This window comes from Streptomyces marincola (genome assembly GCF_020410765.1).
Classification (GTDB): Bacteria; Actinomycetota; Actinomycetes; order Streptomycetales; family Streptomycetaceae; genus Streptomyces; species Streptomyces marincola.
This window is the reverse complement of record NZ_CP084541.1, coordinates 1,025,591-1,045,697: the sequence shown is the minus strand read 5'-3', so window position 1 is coordinate 1,045,697 and position 20,107 is coordinate 1,025,591. Positions and strand designations below refer to the sequence as shown.

13 protein-coding genes are annotated in these 20,107 nt (G+C 71.0%); 3 read left to right on the top strand and 10 right to left on the bottom strand.

What is annotated here, in order from left to right; genetic code table 11:
- Positions 1-8: 8 nt before the first annotated feature.
- On the bottom strand, positions 9-962 hold the full coding sequence (gene dapA / locus LC193_RS04405; RefSeq protein ID WP_226071747.1) for a 4-hydroxy-tetrahydrodipicolinate synthase: 954 nt from the start codon (positions 960-962) through the stop codon (positions 9-11).
- A gap of 78 nt (positions 963-1,040) precedes the next feature.
- A complete protein-coding gene (locus tag LC193_RS04400) occupies positions 1,041-2,891 on the bottom strand; it encodes an endonuclease/exonuclease/phosphatase family protein (protein ID WP_404819346.1) in 1,851 nt (616 codons plus the stop codon).
- 321 nt (positions 2,892-3,212) lie between these two features.
- Here LC193_RS04400 and LC193_RS04395 point away from each other — a divergent pair, with 321 nt between their 5' ends.
- The gene (locus tag LC193_RS04395) at positions 3,213-4,730 is read left to right on the top strand and encodes a hypothetical protein (RefSeq protein ID WP_226078477.1); all 1,518 of its coding nucleotides are present in this window, start codon (positions 3,213-3,215) and stop codon (positions 4,728-4,730) included.
- 114 nt (positions 4,731-4,844) lie between these two features.
- Here the strand turns inward: LC193_RS04395 and LC193_RS04390 are convergent, their stop codons facing one another.
- Together LC193_RS04390 and brxD are read right to left on the bottom strand one after the other, a co-directional pair.
- The gene (locus LC193_RS04390) at positions 4,845-6,977 is read right to left on the bottom strand and encodes a DEAD/DEAH box helicase (RefSeq protein WP_226071746.1); all 2,133 of its coding nucleotides are present in this window, start codon (positions 6,975-6,977) and stop codon (positions 4,845-4,847) included.
- Positions 6,974-8,296 carry a BREX system ATP-binding protein BrxD gene (gene brxD, locus LC193_RS04385; protein ID WP_226071745.1) on the bottom strand — a complete coding sequence of 441 codons (1,323 nt, stop codon included), beginning with the start codon at positions 8,294-8,296 and terminating at the stop codon, positions 6,974-6,976. The genes LC193_RS04390 and brxD overlap by 4 nt, the downstream gene beginning before the upstream one ends.
- A 153-nt stretch (positions 8,297-8,449) precedes the next feature.
- Here brxD and LC193_RS04380 point away from each other — a divergent pair, with 153 nt between their 5' ends.
- Both LC193_RS04380 and LC193_RS04375 read left to right on the top strand, forming a co-directional pair.
- Positions 8,450-10,255, top strand: a complete 1,806-nt coding sequence (locus LC193_RS04380; protein WP_226071744.1) for a GmrSD restriction endonuclease domain-containing protein — start codon at positions 8,450-8,452, stop codon at positions 10,253-10,255.
- Positions 10,256-10,262: 7 nt separating this feature from the next.
- A complete protein-coding gene (locus LC193_RS04375; RefSeq protein WP_226071743.1) occupies positions 10,263-11,300 on the top strand; it encodes a CBS domain-containing protein in 1,038 nt (345 codons plus the stop codon).
- 6 nt (positions 11,301-11,306) lie between these two features.
- On the opposite strand, the gene pglZ is transcribed toward LC193_RS04375, so the two are convergent.
- The 6 genes from pglZ to LC193_RS04345 form a co-directional block, all read right to left on the bottom strand.
- Positions 11,307-14,162: a BREX-2 system phosphatase PglZ gene (gene pglZ, locus LC193_RS04370; protein WP_226071741.1), complete on the bottom strand. Its 2,856-nt coding sequence runs from the start codon at positions 14,160-14,162 to the stop codon at positions 11,307-11,309.
- A gap of 35 nt (positions 14,163-14,197) precedes the next feature.
- Positions 14,198-18,106, bottom strand: a complete 3,909-nt coding sequence (pglY, locus tag LC193_RS04365) for a BREX-2 system ATPase PglY (protein ID WP_226071739.1) — start codon at positions 18,104-18,106, stop codon at positions 14,198-14,200.
- A gap of 22 nt (positions 18,107-18,128) precedes the next feature.
- Positions 18,129-18,593, bottom strand: a complete 465-nt coding sequence (locus LC193_RS04360; protein WP_226071731.1) for a type II toxin-antitoxin system VapC family toxin — start codon at positions 18,591-18,593, stop codon at positions 18,129-18,131.
- Positions 18,583-18,852, bottom strand: a complete 270-nt coding sequence (locus LC193_RS04355; RefSeq protein ID WP_226071728.1) for a type II toxin-antitoxin system Phd/YefM family antitoxin — start codon at positions 18,850-18,852, stop codon at positions 18,583-18,585. The genes LC193_RS04360 and LC193_RS04355 overlap by 11 nt, the downstream gene beginning before the upstream one ends.
- Before the next feature lie 133 nt (positions 18,853-18,985).
- On the bottom strand, positions 18,986-19,177 hold the full coding sequence (locus LC193_RS04350) for a DUF397 domain-containing protein (RefSeq protein ID WP_226071726.1): 192 nt from the start codon (positions 19,175-19,177) through the stop codon (positions 18,986-18,988).
- Positions 19,174-20,058: a helix-turn-helix domain-containing protein gene (locus tag LC193_RS04345; protein WP_226071724.1), complete on the bottom strand. Its 885-nt coding sequence runs from the start codon at positions 20,056-20,058 to the stop codon at positions 19,174-19,176. Before LC193_RS04345 ends, LC193_RS04350 begins: the two co-directional genes overlap by 4 nt.
- Positions 20,059-20,107 lie beyond the last annotated feature (49 nt).

Genomic DNA, 20,107 nt, shown 5'->3' with positions numbered 1-20,107 from the left:
CCGCCGTTTCACCCCTCCGCGCCGCCGAGCACGTCGGTGAGCACACCGGCCAGCCGGGCCGTCAGCTCCTCGCCTGCCGGCAGCAGCGGCCCGCGCACCGGGCCGCCCGGCAGCCCCGCCGCGCGGAACAGCGCCTTGACCGCCACCGTGCCAGGCACCTCGTTCATCAGCGCGTCCACCAGCGGGAGCAGCGCGAGGTGCCGCCTGGCGGCTCCCTCGGTGTCGCCCGCGGCGAACGCGTCGATGACGCCGCGCACCTGAGGACCCGCGACGTTCGCCGCCGTGCTGACGCAGCCGGCGGCGCCGAGCGCGAGCAGCGGCAGGGTCAGCTCGTCGCTGCCCGCGTACACGGCGAGGCCGGTCTCGCGCAGCACCAGGCCGGCCTTCAGCAGGTCGCCCGAGCAGTCCTTGACCGCCACGATGCGCGGGTGTTCCGCGAGCGCCCGCAGCGAGTCGGCGGTCAGGGCCGTGCCCTCGCCGGTCCTGACCGGGTTGTCGTACAGCATCACGGGCAGGTCGGTCGCGTCCGCCACCGTCCGCAGGTGGTGGACGATCGCCTCCTGCGGGGGGCGCGAATAGTACGGCGTCGCGACGAGCAGGCCGTGCGCGCCGGCGCCCCGCGCCGCGCGCGCCAGCGCGACGGTGTGCGCGGTGTCCGCCGTGCCCACCCCGGCCACCACGGCGGCCCGGTCGCCCACGGCCTCGGCCACCGTCGCCACCAGCGCCGTCTTCTCCGCGTCCGTGGTGGTCGGCGATTCGCCCGTGGTGCCGCTGACGACCAGGGCGTCGCAACCGCCCCGGTCCACCAGGTGGGTGGCCAGCCGCCCGGCGCCGGCCCGGTCGAGCGTTCCGCCGTCGGCGGAGAACGGGGTGATCATGGCCGCGGCGCACCGGCCGAACGGCGCGCCCGGCGCGGCCACGGGAGCCGGGGCGGGCGCGGGTGTCGTTGTCGCATCGTGCATGCCGGGCAGTCTCCCGGTGCGGCGCGGCGCCGGTCCACTCAGTAGACGGCGCCGCGACCGTTCAGCACCGCTGCACGGTCAGGGCCGCATGCGCAGCACCTGCGGGTCGTGGTCGCTGGCCTGGTCGGCGAACTCGGCGTTGATGTGCACGATGTCGTACTCGAAACGGCGGATCGCCGGCGATACCAGGATCTGGTCGAGCACCTGCGAGTTGCCCTGGAACACGTAGGTGTACCGCTCGGCGGGCGGCAGCGTGAGCACCGCGCTGCGCAGCGCGCCGCCCGCCGTGAGCGTGCGGGTGACCGGCGAGAACTCGAAGTCGTTGATGTCACCGAGCACCACCACGCGGGCGTCCCGCTCGACCCGGCGCAGCTCCCGCACGAACGAGTTGACCTCCCTCGCCTGCGCGACGCGCTGCTCCTCCGTCACCCGCGCCGGAGGCTGGAACCGCGCGTGCAGCGGCTGGTCGCCGCCCTTGGACGCGAAGTGGTTGGCGACCACGATGACGGTCTCGCCGCGGAAGACGAACTCGCCCGCCAGCGGCTTGCGGCTGTCCGCCCACGCCTCGTCCTCCGGCGTGACGCGCCCGGGCGAGTGGCTCAGGGCCGCGCGGCCGTCGACGGAGACCGCCTCGGTGCGCGTGGTGGCGCCGCCCCCGGGCCGGTCGGTGAACGACACCCGCTCGGGGTTGAACAGGAAGGCGTTGCGGATGTTCCCGCCCGGCTGCCCGCCGTCCCTGCCGTCCTCCGGGTCGATGCCGCGCCACGCGTAGCGCGGGCCGCCCGCGGCGACGATCGCGTCGGTGAACCGCCGCAGTGTCTCCTCCGCCGACACCGTTCCGTCGTCGCTCGGGCCGCTGTCGTCCTGGATCTCCTCAAGCGCGATGATGTCGGGGGCGGCGAGCGAGGTCACCACGCCCGCCGCGAGCCGGTCGAACTTGGCCTGGCCGCTGCGCGGGTGCAGGTTCTCCACGTTGTAGGCGGCGACGGCCAGTTCGTCGGGGGCCTGCGGCCGGGTGGCCTCGGGGGCGCGACCGCCGTCCACCACCTCCCCCAGTTGCCGCGCGGCCAGCGTGTAGCCGCCGAACTCGTCGTAGTCCAGCGGGCCTTCGGTCGGTCCGGTCAGGACGTCACCGACGTCGGCCGAGGGGAACGGCACCTGGGAGACCGGCACAAGCGACTCGATCTTCAGCCGGCCCGGGTTCTGCGCGTCGTAGGAGGCGTACCGGGTGCCGCCGCCCGCCGTCCGGTTGCGGTGCGGCTCCAGCGTGACCCACAGCTCGTAGTAGGCGGTGCTCGGGCCGACGACGGGCGCGTCGCCGATGGAGACGTTCATGCCCTCAAGCGACTCGTAGCGGTCGAGCGCGTAGTACTCGGGCCGCAGCGGCAGATGCTCGATGCCGTCGGCGCCCGAGGGGGCGTAGTGGCGCGGCAGCGAGCGCGCGTCGAGAACGACGGGCGGGGGCAGCGCGTTGCCCGAGGACAGCACCGTCACCCGCGGCTGCGACAGCTGGGTGACGGACTGGCCGCCGGCGCCCTCGCCGCCGTAGTAGTACTCGCCGACCAGGCCGGTGACCAGGACCTCGTCGCCCGTCTCGACTCGCGGCGCCGACCCGGTGAAGACGAAGATCCCCTCGCTCGTGGCGGCGGAGCCGTCGGGCTCGGGGTCCTGGAGCCAGAAGCCGCGGGAGCCGTAGCCGCGCACACCGGTGACGATGCCGGGCACGTCGGTGACGGTCTCGCCCTCGAACGGCGAGAGCCGGGTGTCGCCCTGGATGTCGTGCACGCGCAGCCCCTCGCGCGCGCTCGCGGCGGAGGCGGCGGCCGGCGCCGGGCCGGTGAGCAGCGTTCCGCAGAGCCCGGCGGCGAGCAGCGCGGCGGCGGTGCGGCGCGGCCGGTAGGGGGACGGGGCGGTCGGTGCAGCGGTCACGGAACCCTCCGGAGCGGGGAGAACAGCCTCTACGCGCGTCAAACTCCCGCAGCGCGCCCGGCGTTGTCAACGGCCGCCGGCGGTCGGGCCCGCGACGTTCCGGTGAACGGCAAGGCCGCCGCCCCGCCGGGGCGGCGCTCAGGCACCTCACGATTGGTGCCCGCGCGGTGACGCCAGGTGGCGAAACGGGCCGCGCGCCGCGCGAGTTGCCGCCCGCGAGCGCGGTCGTCGCGCACGGGGGTGCCGGCTGATCTAGGCTGGTGATCTGCCAGGCCGCCGCGTCAAGGAGCCTTCGTGAACCCCGGTGACGACCGTCCCGCCATGCCGCCCGTGCGGCTGCCATCCGAGGAGGAGCTGGCCCGTGAGGCGCTGGCCTCCCCCCTGTTCGCGCGTGCGGTGCGCCTGGCGCGCTGGGTGGAACCGGGCACGGAAGTGGGCGCGAGCGGCGAGCTGCCCGACGACCTGCTGCTGTCCGCCGTTTCCGAGCTGGGCCTCGAAGGCACCGAAGGGGGCCAGGAGTTCGCCGCCGACGCCTGGCACTTCGCCATCGACACCGGGCTCGTGGAGATCACCGGCGCCGCGCCCGACGACGACACCGAGGCCATCGGGAACGCGTCGCCCGGGCCCGACCTGGAGCTGGTGGCCGAGGGCGACCCGGGGGAGATCCTCGACCTGTGGTCCGTCGGCCTCGACGCCGTGCTCGCCGACGCCGCGGCCCCGACCTTCGAGGAGCTGCTCGGGGAGATCGGCGTCCTCGACGGCTCGTTCGGCGCCGACGGCGAGATCGACCCGGACACCATCGACGCCGACGCGCTCGAATGGGACCAGGAAGAGGCCGCGGGGCACCTGGACGCGGCACTCGGCAGCCTGTATCTGTTCGCGGTCACGGACGAGGCCGGGCAGGCCGCGTCCATGGTGCCGCTGCCGATGGTCGCCGCCGCGTCCGTCGTGCCGGAGGACATGGACGAGCTGTCCCCCGAGGCACTGGACGAGCTGTCGGCCGCCGTCCTCAAACTCGACGGCCAGTTCGGCGCGCTCTCGGGGACCGGGCTGCTCGAATACCGGCCGGTGGACGACTCGGTGCTCGAAGAGGCCGAGGAGGGCGACGCGGGCGGGCACCGGTTCGCCGAGGACGAGCGGCGGGGCGACGAGGACGGCGAGGACGACGAGGACCTGACCCGCTACGGGCTCGCGCGCCTCACCCCGCTCGGCCTCTACGGAGTGCGCCGCCGGATGCTGGACGCGGGCCTGGACGTTCCGCTCATCGGCGAGCTGGCGGAACGCGACGCCACCGTGCTGCTCGCCGTGCTGCCCCACCGGCCCGAGCCCGCGGCCCGCGAGGAGGCCGAACTGTGGCTCGCGCGGCGCGAACCCGCCGACGCGGCGCGTTCGCTGCTCGCCGCGGCACGCGGAACCGACTCCGGCGGCCCGGGGCGCCGCCTCGGCTGCCAGCTGGTGCTCTCGATGCTGGACGGGCGGGCCGAGCCCGCGCTCCGCGAGGTGCTGGACGACGGCGAACTCGGCGGCCTGGCGCGGGTCTGGCTGGCCGACAGCGGCGCGGCCGACGTGCCGCCGCCGGACGAGACGATGGTCTTCTGGCTGACCATCGACACGCTGGCCGCGCAACTCGGCGACGGCGTCGCGGAGGAGGAGGCCGACGAGCTGAGCGGGCTGGTCGGGGACCTCGTCGGGCAGCACAGCGGGTTCTTCGACCGGGCCTGGCGCACCGGCCACCCGGCGACGGCGGACGTGCTCGAAGCGGTCGGCCGGCTGCACCCCGACAAGCAGCTCGCGAAGCAAGCGCGCAAGGCGGCGTTCAAGGCCAGGTCACTGCACTGACCCGGGGCGCCGCCCGGCGTCCGTCGCGGGCCCTTCCCATGGGCGCCCCGCCCGCCTTCGCCGCCCCGGGGCGCGCGTGGTCCGCGCCGGTGGCCGGGGGGAGGGCCCGGTCACTCAGCCGCGCTGGAGAAACGTGGCCGGCTCACGGAGGACGGACGCCGCCCCTTCGAGATCGGCGAGCCGGTTGGCGAGCGTCAGCTCGGCGAGACGCCGGGGCAGGGCGGCATTGAACTTGAGACCGGCCACCGCACGTGGATCCACGGCGGGCAGAGCGAGGTGCCGTGAGTGCTCACGGACGGCTTCGCCCCATTCCCCGGGGGAAAGATCCTCACGTAGCCGAATGTAGGCGTCGGTCGGACGTTGAAGTGGATCCGCGACGGTATGCAGCGTCGCGGCGAGCGTGGCGTTGGCCCGGTAACCGGCCCATGTCCACCATCGGACATTGGTGTCCCGGCCACCTCTCGTCACGACCGTGCCGTCCGGGACGACCAGGTCGGAGAGTTCCTCTCGTAGCTGCTTCAGCGCGTTTCCCGCGCGCCGGGTGAGGACGACGGGAGGTTGCCTTCCGAGGGCTACCTCACGTGCGGCCCTGGTCAGCGCGTAGGACATGCCCCGTGCGGCCTGGCCGGATGACCAGCGGGCACGCCCCCCCGAGTCCACCGGTTCCACGAAACAGCGGCGACGCGACCAGTCGATGTAGGTGACCTGCCAGCTCCGCCCGGCAAGCAACAGTCTGCGGGGCCCTGGGACCCGTTCCGTCAGCAGAGACGGGTCGGTTCTGCCGATCTCCGTCCGGCCGGACAGCACGGTGAATTCCGGTGCTGCCGTGAAAACGGCGGTAAGGTCCATGAAGTGGCGGAATCCGAAACGCTGCTCGGCTTCCGGGCCGATGAACAGCATGCCGTCGTCCTCGCTGAGAAAGCCGGCTTCGAGCAAATGACGCACGACCGGAGCGGCAGCGCGTCCGAACGGGCCGAATTCTCCCCACCAGGCGTACCACTCCCGCGTGCCGACCCGCTTCTCCTGGAGGCACAGCGCCAGGAGTTGCTGCGCGACGATGTGCCGAGGCTCCGGTGGTGCCGTCACCGGCTCGACCCAGTGGCGTGACCAGAGCAGCAGCAGAGCGGCAGCCGCCAGCAGACCGTCCGGGGCTGTGGCCAGGAACAGGCAGTTGCGACCGCTTCCGGGACGGCGTCCGGTGCGCCCCAGACGTTGCAGAAACGACGCGACGGTCACCGGGGCATCGATCTGGATGACACGGTCCAGATCGCCCACGTCGATGCCGAGTTCGAGGGTGCTGGTGGACACGATCACGCAGTCCCTGGCCTCGGCGAACGCCTCTTCCGCCCGCCGCCGCTCCGCGGCGGCCAGCGAGGCGTGGGACAGGAACGTGGTCACCCCTCGGGCCTGGAGCGCCGTCCCCAGCTCCTCGACCTCTTTCCGCGACTCGCAGAAGACCAGGCGCTTCTCGCCGCGATGCAGGGCGGCGATGATGGCGGACGCGTTCGCGAGAGAGCCGACGTAATCCAGTTCGACGTCCGCGTCGGGCGGCCCGACCGGGCGTGTCGTGTGGCGAGCGTGCGGCGCGACGACGACCGCGTCGCGCTGTCCGGCGCCCGGCCCCTGAAGCCAGGCCAGGAGCCGGTCAGGGTTTCCGACTGTCGCCGACAGGCCGACACGCTGTACCGGGCGTCCTGCGACGCGGGACAGACGCTCCAGTACCGCCAGGAGGTGCCAGCCACGATCGTCGCCGGCGAACGCGTGCACCTCGTCCACCACGATGGCCCGTAGACCGGAGAAGAAGGAACGATGCTCGACCTTGGTACTGACCAGCATCGCTTCCAGAGACTCCGGCGTGGTCAGCAGGACATCGGGGCGCTCCGTGAGGATGCGGGCGCGTCGCGACTGCGGCACGTCGCCGTGCCAGAGCGCGGCCGTGCGCCCCAGCCAGGCCGCGTAGGTCTCCACCCGCGGCAGCAGGTTGTTCAGCAGTGCCTTCAGCGGACAGACGTACAGGACCGATGTCCCGGCCCACTGTTCCCGCGCCATTCTCGACAGCAGCGGGAAGCACGCGGCTTCTGTCTTACCGCCGGCCGTGGGTGCCAGCAGGAGGGCATCGGCGCCCTTGAGGAGCGGGTCGACGGCTTCCTGTTGCAGAGGGCGGAGACCTCGCCAGCCCAGTGAGTTGACGAGATGGTGGATCAGCCCGGGATGCAGCAGATCGACCGGGTCCGGACCGGTGGTCACGGCAGGTCCGGGTCAAGCTCGATGTCGTCGGCGCGAGCCCCCGCCGCGGCATTGCGTTCCACCTGGCTCAGCTCATCCGTCCGCACGGTGAGCGCGTAGTGCCTCCTGGGGTCGAAATCCTCGAACTGGTCGATGCGGTCCAGCACATCGCCGACCAGCTTCTTGAGGTACAGCCGCGGCGCCACCCCGACCTTTCCGCCCAGCGCTCCGCCGACGGCCTGGGCAAGTTCGTGGAGGTAGGCGTCATCGGCCAGCGTCCTGACACGTTCGGGAGCCGACGCCCCCGTCACGTACAGATCCCGCATGCGCTCCCCGAGTCCGGCGAGGGAGGCCAGATCGAAGCCGGGCAGCCGCAGCTGCACCGCGCGGGGGTTGTCGAAGCGGGGGTCGGTGGTGAAGTCGGTCGCCAGCCGCTGGGCGAGTGGAGCGAGCCGCTGGACCCCCTGCCTGCCATCGAAGAAGGCGGGCGTTCCGGTGATGAGTACGTACAAGCCGGGGAAACGCCCGGAGTGCACCTCGTCGATCAGTTGCCGCAGCGCGTTCAGGGCTTTGTCCCTGGCGTCCGAGCGGACGCGCTGCAAGGTCTCCACCTCGTCGAGCACGACGAGCAGCCCCGCGTGGCCCGAGTCGCGCAGTACGGTGAGGAGACCCTGAAGGAATCCGAGGGCACCGAAGTGATCGAGGTCTCCCCGGACGCCGGCGGCGCGGCGCGCGGCGGCGGGTACGTGTGGCTGGCCGCCGAGCCAGGCCAGCACCGCGGCTGCCGTGGCGTCGTCCCCCGCGGCCAGGGCCGCACGGTAGCCCCTGAGCGCGGTCGCGAACGCCGGCGCGTGCCGTGAGACCTCGGTGAGCCGTGCCGCCATCAGCCGTTCCACCTCGGGCGCGAGGTCCTGTTCCGCGACGCCGGCGGCCAGCGAGTCCTCCTCCAGGGCGTAGAACCAGGCATCCACCACGGGACGCAGCGCGCTGGGTGGGAAGCCGGACGTGGTGAGCCGTTCGGTGAGGCGGCGGTACACCGTCTCCAGCTTGTGCAGTGGCGTCTCCGTCTCGGACACCTGGATCTCAGCCACGGCGAAGTTCCGCCGCTTGGCACGTTCTCCGAGCCAGCGGGTGAAGAAGGTTTTCCCGGAGCCGTATTCCCCCCGGACCGCTTTGAAGACCGCCGCGCCGCGAGCCACCGCGTCCAGTTCGGCGTCGAGCGCGCCCTGGAAGCGGTCGAGGCCGGTGGCGAGCAGATCCAGGCCCGTCTCCGGAACGGCTCCGCGACGCAGGGCATCGATCACATCACGACGGCGCGCGGCGCTGACGGCATCGGTCATGCCAGAGCGGTCTGTCCTCACGCGGACAGTCTCGCATCCGGCGCCGGTCACCCGGCGACGCAGGGCACTCACCAAGTGACTTGACGCATAGGCGTTTGCTTGCTGCAATCGTCCGTTACACCAACTTCGGCTCTTGGTGGGGGATTACGCGACGTGGGAATCGACACGCAGAAACTGGGCGACGTGCTGGGCGATGTCGCCTCGGGCGTCCTACAGCTTCCCGACTTCCAGCGCGACTGGGTATGGGACGACGAGCGCATCAAGGCGCTCATCGCCACCGTGACGCTGGACTACCCGTTGGGCGTGGTGATGGCGTTGCAGACAGGAGGCACGCCCCCGTTCAAGGCACGCCCGCTCAATGGCGCCGAGGCGGTGGAGAACCGGGTGCCGGATCTTCTGCTCCTGGATGGGCAGCAGCGGCTCACCTCGCTGTTCCAGTGCTTGCATCGCGACGAGCCGGTGAGCACGAGGGACGCTCGGGGCAAAAGCATGAAGCGCTGGTACTACGTCGATATCGCCAGGGCGGTCGGCTCGCCGGCCGACCGGGACGAGGCGATCGTCTCGGTGCCGGAGAACCGGGTCCTGACCTCGAACTTCGCGAGGGACGTGGTCCTGGACCTGAGTACGACGGAGCTGGAGTGCGCCGCCGGCTACTTCCCGCTGCACATCGTGTTCGACACGCATCGGGTGAGTGCCTGGCACCGGGCGTTCGTGCAGCGAGACGACGCCAACTGGGACCTGTGGCCCCAATTCGAGGACCAGGTGCTCAAGCGGGTGGAGTCCTTCCCCGTGCCCATGATCAAACTGGACGCGTCGACGACGATGGACGCGGTTTGCGCCGTCTTCGAACGGGTCAACACCGGCGGGGTGCCCCTGAACGTGTTCGAGCTGCTGACCGCCACTTACGCGGGCGATCAGCAGCATGTGGCGGAGCACGGCGACTACTACCGGCTGCCCGACGCCTGGAAAGGCATCAAGCAGGAACTGACGGGCTTCCACCCCGTCTTCGGCCGCATCGAGGCCGGTGTGGAGGACGGGCTCAGCAGCAGCGACTTTCTTCAGGCGGTAGCCCTGGTCCGTACGTGGGAGCGGAAGCAGGAAGGTCTGGGCATGGCCGTGTCGTGCAAGCGCCGCGACCTGCTCGATCTGCCGCTGGCCGATTTCCGGCGGCTGGCCCCTCGTGTGACGGAAGCGTTCATGTGGGTGGGCGCCTTTCTGGAGAAGCAGTGCATCGTCCGCACGACCGACCTGCCGTACCGCACACAACTCGTCCCGCTGGCCGCCGTACGGGCGTTGATCGGCGAGCGGACGGACGCGCCGGGCGCCGAGGAGCGGATCACCCAGTGGTACTGGTGCGGCGTGCTGGGCGAGATGTATGGCGGGTCCACAGAGAGCCGCTTCACGCGGGATGTGGAACAGCTGATCGACTGGGTGCGCAGGCCGGAGGCAACGCCTCCCGACACGATCACGGAGGCGGCCTTCCTCTCCGACCGGCTGGACACCCTCGCCACCCGTAACAGCGCGGCCTACAAGGGCATCTACGCGTTGCTGATCAAGCAGGGCGCGGTGGACTGGTACTTCACGGACGCCCCGCTCAATCCGGGACGACTGGTCGAGCACAACGTGGACGTGCGGCACATCTTCCCGAAGGGCTGGACCTCAAGGAACGGCATTACCTCGACCCGTGCCAATTCGATCGTCAACAAGACCCCTCTGTCCGCCCGCGCGGCTCGGAGCATGAACGGCTCGCCCGGCGCCTACGTCCGTTCGCTCGCCCTGGAGTCCGGCATGCGATCCGAATGGTACGACGATGTCATCGGCACGCACCTGATCGATCCGGCGACGCTCCACGAGAACGACTTCGAGCGGTTTTACGAGAACCGGGCCAAGCAACTTCTGGAACTGGTCATGGCCGCGATGGGCAAGCGGACCGTGTTCCGTGACACCACGGGCTGGTGACACGGTCGTGGCGCAGACACCCGACGAGGAGACGTTGCTGGCCCTCAAGGGCACCAGGATCACGGTCGCGGAGCTGCTCGCGCTCTTCGGCACTCGGGTCAGGAACGACCAGAGCGTCCTGATCATCACGCAATGCCTGCGGGACGCCGGTTTGTCGACACTGCCGGATTTCGCGAACTGCAACAAACAGACGGATGTCCATATCGTCGCCCTCACCTCGGTCGGTGCGGCGGCGCCGGAGGAGCCGGACGACCTCGACGACGGCCTGGCAGCCGGGGCCCTGCCGCAGCACTCGTTCCGTATCGGCGATCTGCCGGCCGCGCGTGGCGGTGTCGAATCCGTGCCGCCGACGGCATCGCTCACCCAGGCCACGTATCTGATGCGCATGAAGAACTACTCGCAACTGCCGGTCATCGAGGGACAGTCCACCTTGCGGGGCGTCGTCACCTGGAGTTCTGTAGCGCGCATGTACGAGACGGGCCAGGCCCCGCTGCTGGCCAACGCGTGGGTGCCCGACCCGCCGGTGGCTGAGAGTCACCAGGAGTTCTTCTCCCAGCTGCCGCAGGTCAGCGCGCACGGCTACCTGCTCGTCCGGGGCACCGATGGCGGCCGTTTCACCGGCATCGTCACTGCTGCGGACATCACCGAACGGTTCGACGCGACGGCTTGGCCCTTCTTCGTCATCGGTGAGATCGAGTACCGGTTGCGCAAGTGCCTGGGCACGAAGCTCAGCGCGGACGCCATCCGGGCCGTGCAGGAGAAAGGCGCCGGACAGCCGACAGGCCAGATCGCGGATCTCATGTTCGGTGGCTATGTGAAGTTGCTCGACGGCGATCAGAAGAGCACGAGCCTGCGGGCCGCGGCCGACCAGAACTGGGCCGCACTGGGCTGGGGCGGCGTCGACCGCATCCAGTTCGTGCACCAGCTGGACCGGGTGCGCCGCATCCGCAACAAGATCGCGCACTTCGACCCGGAACCGCTGTCGCAGCAGCTGAACGACGAGCTCCGCCAGTTCGTCGGACTGCTGCGGCAGTTGTCTCCCTGAGCGCGCTCAGTCCAGCTCGAACTGCTCCCGGAGCAGGGCGGCGTGCAGCCGCACCGTGCGGCCGTCCGGCAACGGCTCAAGCACCTGCACGCTGTCCCGGTTCAGCACCTGCCGTAGCTTGGCGGCGAAACCGTCGGCCCGGGTGGGAGGCAGTCCCACGCGCTGGGCGAGGGCGGTCACAGGCAGGGTGCCGCCCGCGTCCAGCAACGCGTGCACGGCTCGCTCCACCTGGTGCGGCGACGGCGCCCGGGCGATCATCTCGCGTTGCTGCCCGAGGACATCGGAGGTCAGCAGAGCGGCGGCGAGCGCCGCGTGCGGATCGACTGGCGTCGGCGTGAGGAGGGCGCCGTCGTGGGCCGGGGCGAGCGTCATGTCGAACAGCGAATCGTGGCTCCGCGCGACAGCCGACGTGCCCCTGGCGCGCCTGCCCCTCGACGACCTGCGGCGCGCCTGGACCACCTCCGAGACGCTTCGGTCGGGCTGCGTCGGCTGCGGGGAGGCGGACCCGTCCAGCCGCCACCAGGCGGGTTGCTGACTGCCCAGCTCCCGCCACCCCGCCGGGGGTTGCGCTCCCAGTGGCAGGAACGCCAGCACCGGAATGGCCACCTCGGCGAGGGCCGCGCCGCCGTGATAGCCGGCCCGCCGTTCGCCGTAACGGGCGTCCGTGTCCCAGAGCGCGACGATGTCCCCGCCGGGGTCGGATGTGACCACCCGGGGGCCCGTGAGCCGGACCTCGGACGCGGAGGTGGAGCCGTCCGGGAGGCGATGGCGTGCCGAAAGGGCACGTTCGGTGTCGACCCGGCCGCTGTTCCGGTCGACGACATGCCCGTGGTCACTGGTGAGGAGAACCGCGCGGCCGTGCGTGGCGGCTGCTCGCAGCAACTCGGGAAGTTTCCCTATGTCGCCGACCCGCCAGGCACCGTCGACTGCCCGGTCTTCCGTGGCCAGTCGGTCGTCGATCGTGTTGAGGACGACGGCGACATGCGTGTGGTCCCCAGCCAGCGCCTCGGCCAGCTCCGGGCCGAACGGCGCTCCTCCGGAGTCGGCGCGTAGGTCGCTCTTGTGGAAAACGGCCGCGTCCTGGCCATTCCAGAACGCGTGTGCGGGGAAGTCGCGCTTTTCGTCGGCCTGACCACCGGACGCCAGCCGGCCCGCGAACAGCGATGTGCGGGATACGGCGGTGACCGTTGGCAGGGCCGCGGCCATGCCACGACGGCGCGGCAGGTCCCGGGCCTTCGGCCACGGATCGTACTCGGCCCACTGCTCGCGCAGTTCTTCGCCCAGTTCGGCCGCGACCGCGGCGCTCATTCCGTCCAGTACGAGCAGCAGCAGCCGGCGGCTGCCCGAGGCGACGAGCGGAGCCACGACATCGGGCAGGAAACGTTCCACGGTCAGCATGGCGCCGGAAGAACCGCCGCTCGCTGTCCACGTCGCGAGGGTGCCGGCGAACCGCTCGTCGATGGCGCGGCGATGCCGCCGCACGGAGGCGCACACCCTGTCGTACGCCGCCCTGAGTGCCGGATCGGAGTCACCGGCGGATTCGACGTGTTCGAGGGCGAGGTCCACCCAGCCGGTCTCGGCGATGTGCCGCCCGATGCCATCGGCGACCGAACGGCAGCCGGCCTCGGGCTCCATGGCCAGCCACCGGGACAGACGCCGGGCCATGTGCGCCCGCCGGACCCGCGGCCGAATGTCATGCTGCGTGCTGAGCGCGTGCGCGTTCAGCTCCCGCACCGATGCGTCGGCCCGTACCTGGTCGTTGTCGAGCAACGCCGCGCCCAGAGCGGAGAAGCGCGCTTCGAGACCTTCGAGCAGCACCGGGCTGTACCGAGCCGCCGTCTCCGCACCGAACTGCCGGACGAACGAGGACGCCCGGCCGAGCACGCCCGTGGTCAGCCGGCGGATGGCTGCGTCCGCATCGTCCGCGGCGGACCGGCCCGTGAGCAACTGGCCGTTGAAAAACTCCTCGCACGACCGGCCGAAGGCAGTCGCGAGCGCGTCGAGCTGTCCTCCCGCGACCGGCGGTTCGTCCCCGAACCAGCGTTCGGCGCGCCCCCGTACCCGGCTGATACCGGCATCGGACGCCTCCTCGGCGTGGCACCACAGGGCGGCGCACACCAGCCCGAATGCCACCGCGTCCTGGCCGTGCTCCGCGTGGACCAGAGCGAGTAGTGCCTGCCCCGCCAGGCCGGCCTCCTCTCCGAGGAACCGGGTCAGACCGGCGCGTTCGGGAGCCCGTAGTGCCAGCAGACGTTCGGGGCCGCCGGGCGTGAGGGACCAGCGCAGCAGCGTGTGCGAGTCCAGTTCGTCGGCGTGTGGCCGCCCGGGAGCCGCGGCGGCCCGCTCCGGCTGGTAACGGCCCATGCCGAGCCTGCGGAGGGCCAGCGCGCTCAGCGCCTCGCGGCGTGAGAGCGTCTGCTCGCCTGACAGCGCGGGCCAGCCCCCCGGTGGCGCGGCGTCGAGCAGCGCCTCGGCGGCCCAGTGCTCTTCGACCAGCCAGTGGTCGACGCCCTGGGCACCGAACGCCTCCCGCACCACATTCCAGGTGTCGACCGTGTTGACCCGCTGCTTGTAGACCTTGGCCAGCAGATCGGGGCCGAGTTCGGCGTCCTCGCGGTCGGTGAGGACCACCAGGACATCCGGCCCCCGGCCCCCCCTCCCCAAATGCGCGAGCACGAGTTCATGCACGGCGAGTGGCGACGGCGCGGCGGCCACGGAGGCGAACCGTCCATCGCCCCAGGGCAGGTCCTTGGGGCCGTCCCAGACGGGCTCCGCTCGCAGCAGCACGACACGTCGTTTGCCGGGCACCAGTCCTGACCGCGATGCCAGGTACTGGGTGATGGTCGCGTTGTTGAGCCGCAATCCGTGTGTGGTGGCCGCCGCCCCCGCCGGACCATTCACTCGACGACCCGCCAGCTGATCTCGATGGTGGCGTCCGGCTCGGCAGCGGCGAGGGCGGCCAGTTCGGCGCGAAGTTCCGCGACCGCACGGGCCGCGGTGGTCCGTCCTCCGCCGGAGCGTCGCGCCGAGCCGCCCGGAATCGGGTGCCGGGTCGACACCGGGGGGCGAGCCGTGTCGGTGGCCAGGCTGATGGCGTCGGGGGAAGTGACCGCCGCGGGTCTCGGCTCGGGAACCGCCCGCGGTGGCTCGGTGACCACCCGGCTGCGTTCGATGACCGCGACGACTCCGCGCCTGGCCTCCCGCAGGGCCGCACCGAGATCCGTAGTGCGCTGGTCGACGCCGGCCGCGCCGCGCAGCGCCGCCAGGACCGCCTCGCCCTCGGGTCCGTAACCGGAGGCGAGCTTGAGCATGTCCCAGGCGCCGCCGGCGAGCGCGGCGGCCACCGGCTCGGCCTGCTTGATGGAAGCGCCGTAACGGCTGGCGGACGCCTCGCCGAGGTCGAAGTCGGCGAAGGCGGTGATGACACGCTTGGCCGCGGACGAACCACCGGAGGTGCTTCGGTCGAGGCCGGCCAACTCGGTGAGCAGGTCCCGCGACCGGCGGGCGAGGAACAACCGGCCCGACTCGTCCTCCCCGTCCAGATCAAGGACAGCCGCGCGTTTCTCCAGCTCCTTGACGAGATCGGCGGTGTGCGGCTGATAGCGCCTGGCCTTCTCCGCGATCTGCCGGGCGAACTGGGTGACCAGCCGGCCGCGTCGGAGGGCCGGCGGCTGTTCACCGAAAATCTCCTGGAAGCGGCGGCCCGCCTCCCGCCACACCGGTTCCTCCGGCAACGGCTGGGACCGCAACGCGTCCTGGGGCTTCACGGCGGCAGGCTCGGGGGAGGGGTCGAGCAGGGCTCCGGCCCGCACCCACACCCGGTCCTCCATTTCGGCCCAGCCGGCGATGACCAGGTGGGCGAGCAGCGGGTCGAGTCCCATCGGGCGTGGCTCGTCCAGCCAGGAGGCCAGCTGGACGACGCTCAGGTCGCCCGGCCGTCCGTCGTTGCGGGCCTGGAGGGCGAAATGGTCGGGCCAGTGGCTGGTGAGCCGGAAGTACGCCTCCTTCTGCTGTCCGATGTTCAGCGGCACCGCCAGGCGACGCATCGCCGCCCGGTCCTTGGCGGGAATCTCCGCCTGCCGGTCGCCGGATTCGGCGGCGGCCCTGATGTGCCCGAACACAGTCCGCACGTCACCCGGCTTGTAGGCCGTGCCGGTGCCGTCCGGGTCGAAATCAGGGTGCGCCGGGTACTGGAAGGCCAGCAGCTTGCCCGCGATGTGCCGCACGGCGTCGTGCAGCGACTGCCCGATGGACACGCGCAGGTCGGGCACCTCGGGCAGTGGCTCGAAGTGCTGCTCGATCCCGACCTCGACATCGCTCGGCTTCTTCTCGGCGCAGCCGTACGCCTGCCGGAACGCGGATTTCACCTTGCGGATCAGTGACTCGCGCTGCCCCTCGAGCAAGGCCCGGGCGCGTGCCCGGTTGTCCGCGTTCAGGTGCTGGGCGTACACCGTGTCGAAACGGCGCTGGTCGGCGAGGGCGTAGTCGATGACGACGAGCCGCTGGAAGTCCTGGAAGCGTGCGGCGGACAACTGGGCCGGAATCCACGCGACCGTCCTCGGCCGTTCGCTGGCACGCTCCCTGAAGCCGCGCACCCGGTGCCCGTCCTCGGCGAAGCCGAACTCGCCCTCCCGGTAAGGCAGCCCGATCAGCAGCCGCCACTGGCCCTCCTGGCTCGGGGAGAACTCGTGGTCGGCCAGGTCGTCCGGGTTGGCGATCTCGCCGAAGACGACTTCCGCGCTGCGGTGGGTGCCGCGCCACACGTGCCGCAGCTCGTCGGCGGAGAGCCGGTCCATCAGCTCGACGCCCAGCTCCTGCGCGAGGAGCCGTTTGGCGAGGGACCGCCGGTTCGCGCGGCTGTTGTTCACGTTGGCGTTGGCGATGACCGAGTCGACATCGACACCGGCGAGTTCCAGTCGTACGCCCGGGTTGACGTCGGTGCCGGTCGGCTTGATTTCCGGGAACCGTGCCGCCCAGTCCTCGACCTTGGCCTTGATGACGCCGGCCTCGGCACCGGGGATCGGGGTCAGCACCGCGCCGTGGTTCAGCGCGCTCAGCCGCCGGTTGGTCAGGTCCCGCAGCGCGGGAACACTCGGCGCCAACGCGGACAGCAGCAGCGTGCAGATCAGCCGGTCGTCGCCGATGAACCCCTCGCAGCGGCGTCGCAGCGCCTGGTCATCGCCGGGGGACTGCCGGTGGCGGAACCGTTCGATGTCCTCCTCGGTCACCTCATAGGTGGCCAGCAGGTGGGGACGCAACTTCGTGCGGTACAGCTTGTCCGCGGCCTGGAACTCGACCTTCAGACTGTCGACGAACGGGCGGTCGCCGCCGTCCGCGATCACCGGATACAGGTCGCCCAGCGGGATCACCTGGTCCAGCCTGGCGTCGTCGCGGTGCTTCGCCAGCAGCTGGCCCATGAGCTTCAGGCCGGTCCGCGACCGCTGGAGCGCGGAGGAGATGTGGACGAGAGTGTCCATGAAGGCGGGGGAGAACGGGTACGTCAGCCGGAACGCGTCCTCGTCCGCTCCGGTCGTTCCCGTGTCGGACCCGAGCAGCACGTCCCATACGTGCGGCCCTGCCCTTTTGATCCGGGTGAACGCGGCCTCGAGCTGCGCCGCCGCCCCGGCGTCCTTGGGACGCAGCAGGCGCGCGTGCGCGACCTGCGGCAGATTGCGGTCCTCAAGCGTGATCTTGTCGAACCGGCCGGACGCCAGGTTCAGGCTGTCCTGGATGGCCGTCTCGGCCGCCCCCGAGGTCTCCTCACCGACCAGCTCCCGCAGGTCGCGCTGCCTGGCGATAAACGACACCACGGGCACCGCGCGCCGGGAGTCCGCGCCCTCGACGAAATTCGTGATCTTGTCGGCCTCGCGGGACACGAACCGCTGGTCGTGGATGCGGTTGGCGAGCCACAGGATCAGCTCGTCCATGAACAGGATCAGCGCGTCGTAGCCGAGTGACCTCGTATGCTCGGCGATCACCGCGAGACCGGCGTCGAGTGAGATGAACCCGTGTTCGTCCTCCGCCGCGTTCCGGGTGAACCCGGGGAACCAGGTCGCGCTCGCCTCCTGCACCAGCTTGGCCCGCAGCTCCGCCGGTGTGACCGGATTCAGCAGGTTCAGCTCGGTCTCGCTGCCGTCCAGCTCCTCCGCCGCCAGGGCGGTGTCCAGCAGTTCCGGTGTCCACGCGAACGAGTCGCCCCACTCGTCCTCGCCGTCCGACCCGCCCAGCCCCTCGATGAACTGCTCGTCGCCCACCCGGTCCCGCAACGCCCGGATGTCCTGGAACAGCGCGTCCGTACGGTACACCTGCGGCGTCGGCGCGTCCGGGTGCAGCGCCTTCACATGCCGCACGTAATCGCCGAGCACCCGCTGCTCCAGCGACTTGGCACCCAGCATGTGGTACGGCACCAGCAGAAAACGCTTGTTCTCCGTGCCCAGCCACTCGTGCCTGGCGAGGACGGGATCGAAGTCCTGCCGACCGCGGACTGCCGTGTCACCACGCAGCAAGGCGTGCAGCACGGCCATGAAGTGCGACTTACCGGAACCGAACGAGCCGTGCAGGTACGCGGCCTTCGAGGTGCGGCCGTCCAGCGCGGCCCTGATCAGGCTCAGCGCCTCGTCGAAGTTGTCCAGCAGCCGCTCGGTGAGGACGTAGTCCCGCACCGCCTGCGCGGCGCCCTCCTCGGTCACGGCCTCGGCGAGCTTGAGGACGTAGTCGGAGGTGGAGATCGTCGTCTTGATGTCGATGACGTCCCGGAGGAGCGGCGCCTGCGGTGCTCCTTGCGTGGCCATGGTCAGCTGGTCCATTCGGTCTGCGGTCTGTCGCCCGTCAGGGGGCGGTGGCCGGGCGGGTCACCGGAACTACCGTAAGGAGGTCGTCCAATCCGGCGAAATCGGCGGGGTTCGTTGTGTACAGCGGTAGGTCCTCGGCGATGGCCACGGCCGCGATCATCAGGTCCACCACACGCCGCCGCGGCTCGCGCCCGGCGGCGATCACGCCGGCGCACACGCGCCCGTAGACGCGGGCGGCCTCGGCACCGAAGGGGATCGGGTCGAACTCGTTCTCCGCGCGTTGCAGCACGTCGAGTCGCCGCGCCCGTTCGGCGTGCTCGTCGTACGCGTCCTGCTCGTCGTTCCGTCGCACCTCGTGCGGTCCGGCGGACAGCTCGGCGAGCGTGAGCGAGCTGATCGCCATCTCGTCGGGCAGCTCCGCGGGGTCGAGCCACTTGCGGAGGATCATGATGTTGGTGTCGAGCAGGCCCTGGCGCTGCCCGGTGGGCGCGTCAGCGGGCATAGGGGTCGTCGGCCTCCCGCTCTGCCGTGGCATTCTGGTCGTCACGGAACGCGTCGAGCGAGAGGCCGGGAGCGCCGCGGGACATGGCGGCGAACTCGGCCCGGGACACGAACCGGCGCCGGCGCCGGAGTGGGATCAGCTCACCGATGCGGTGCCCGTCCCGGGTCACGGTGAACGACTGACCCGCCTGCACGGCATCCATGATCTCTTTCGACCTACTACGGAGATCGCGTTGCGTGATCTCGGGCTGCCCACTCATAACCCCACCGTATCGGCCCGCGCCGCGCGGTGCTACCCAGTAGCACCGCAGGCGGCGCGGGTCCGGATGGCTGCGCGCTGAGAACAGCCGCGCGTGGCCCTTCGAGGCGCCGGCCGGTCGCGCCGCCGACCCCTCAGCGCAGCGAGGCGAGGAACGTGTCCCACGTCTCCGCGCCGAACACGACCACCGGCCCCGCGGGCCGCTTGCTGTCCCGCACGGGTATGCGGCCCCCCGCCTGCACCGCCACCTCGACGCATTCGTTATTGCCGCCGCTGTAGGTGCTGCGACGCCATGTGCCTTGCGGTAGTTGGGATGCGCGGCTCATGCCTCATGCTCCTTTGCCCTGCGATGGATGAGCGTCCGGGACTCCGTCGGCGTCAGGGCCGACGTTCGCGCCGCGTCGAACAACTCATGGTAACGATTGACTTGAGTCGGCTGTTCCAGCCATGTGGATCCCGTCGGATTGTCCGCGAGCACAACATCGAGCGCCCCCGATTCCGGGAAGCCCAGCACCACGTAGGGCCCGAACATGCTGGCATGCGCGCCACACGAGAACGGCAGGATTTGCACCGTGACGTTGGGGCTGTCCGATGCCTCGATCAGATGCCGTAGTTGGCCACGCATGACCTCGGCGCCGCCCACTTGTTGAAGGAGCACTGCTTCGGAGAGGACTGCCCACAGCTGGAGGGGCGGCTCATCGGTGAGGCGTTGTTGCCTGGCGAGCCGGACCTGTACGAACTGCTCGATCTCATCGGCGGTTCGCCACTGCCGTGAGGCCACGGTCACCGCCCTGATGTACTCCGGGGTCTGCAAGAGCCCCGGAACCAGCTGAGCTTGAAAGGTGCGGATGGAGGTCGCCACGGCTTCGAGGCCGATGTAGTCGCGGTAGGTGTCGGCGAGGACTGAACCGTACTGACTCCACCAGCCCTGCCTACGACGGCGGTTGGCCTTTTTGGAGAGGGCGGCCAGCCGGTCGAGAGTCTCCGGTTCTCTCACCCCGTAGGCGTGGAGCATCGCCGTCAGATCCGGGAGTCGCACCGCGACGCGTCCATTCTCGATCCGGCTGATCTTGCCTTTGGTGCAGTCCAGGGCGACGGCGGCCTGTGCCGTGGTCAGGCCGGCCGACTCACGGAAGCCTCTCAACTCATCGCCGAGTTGGCGGCCCAGGACAGTGGACGGCGTAGGACTGGTGGTCTTCGGGCGCATAGCCACACCAGTAGCAGAGTCCGCGTCTTCCACAGGCGGCGGTTCACTC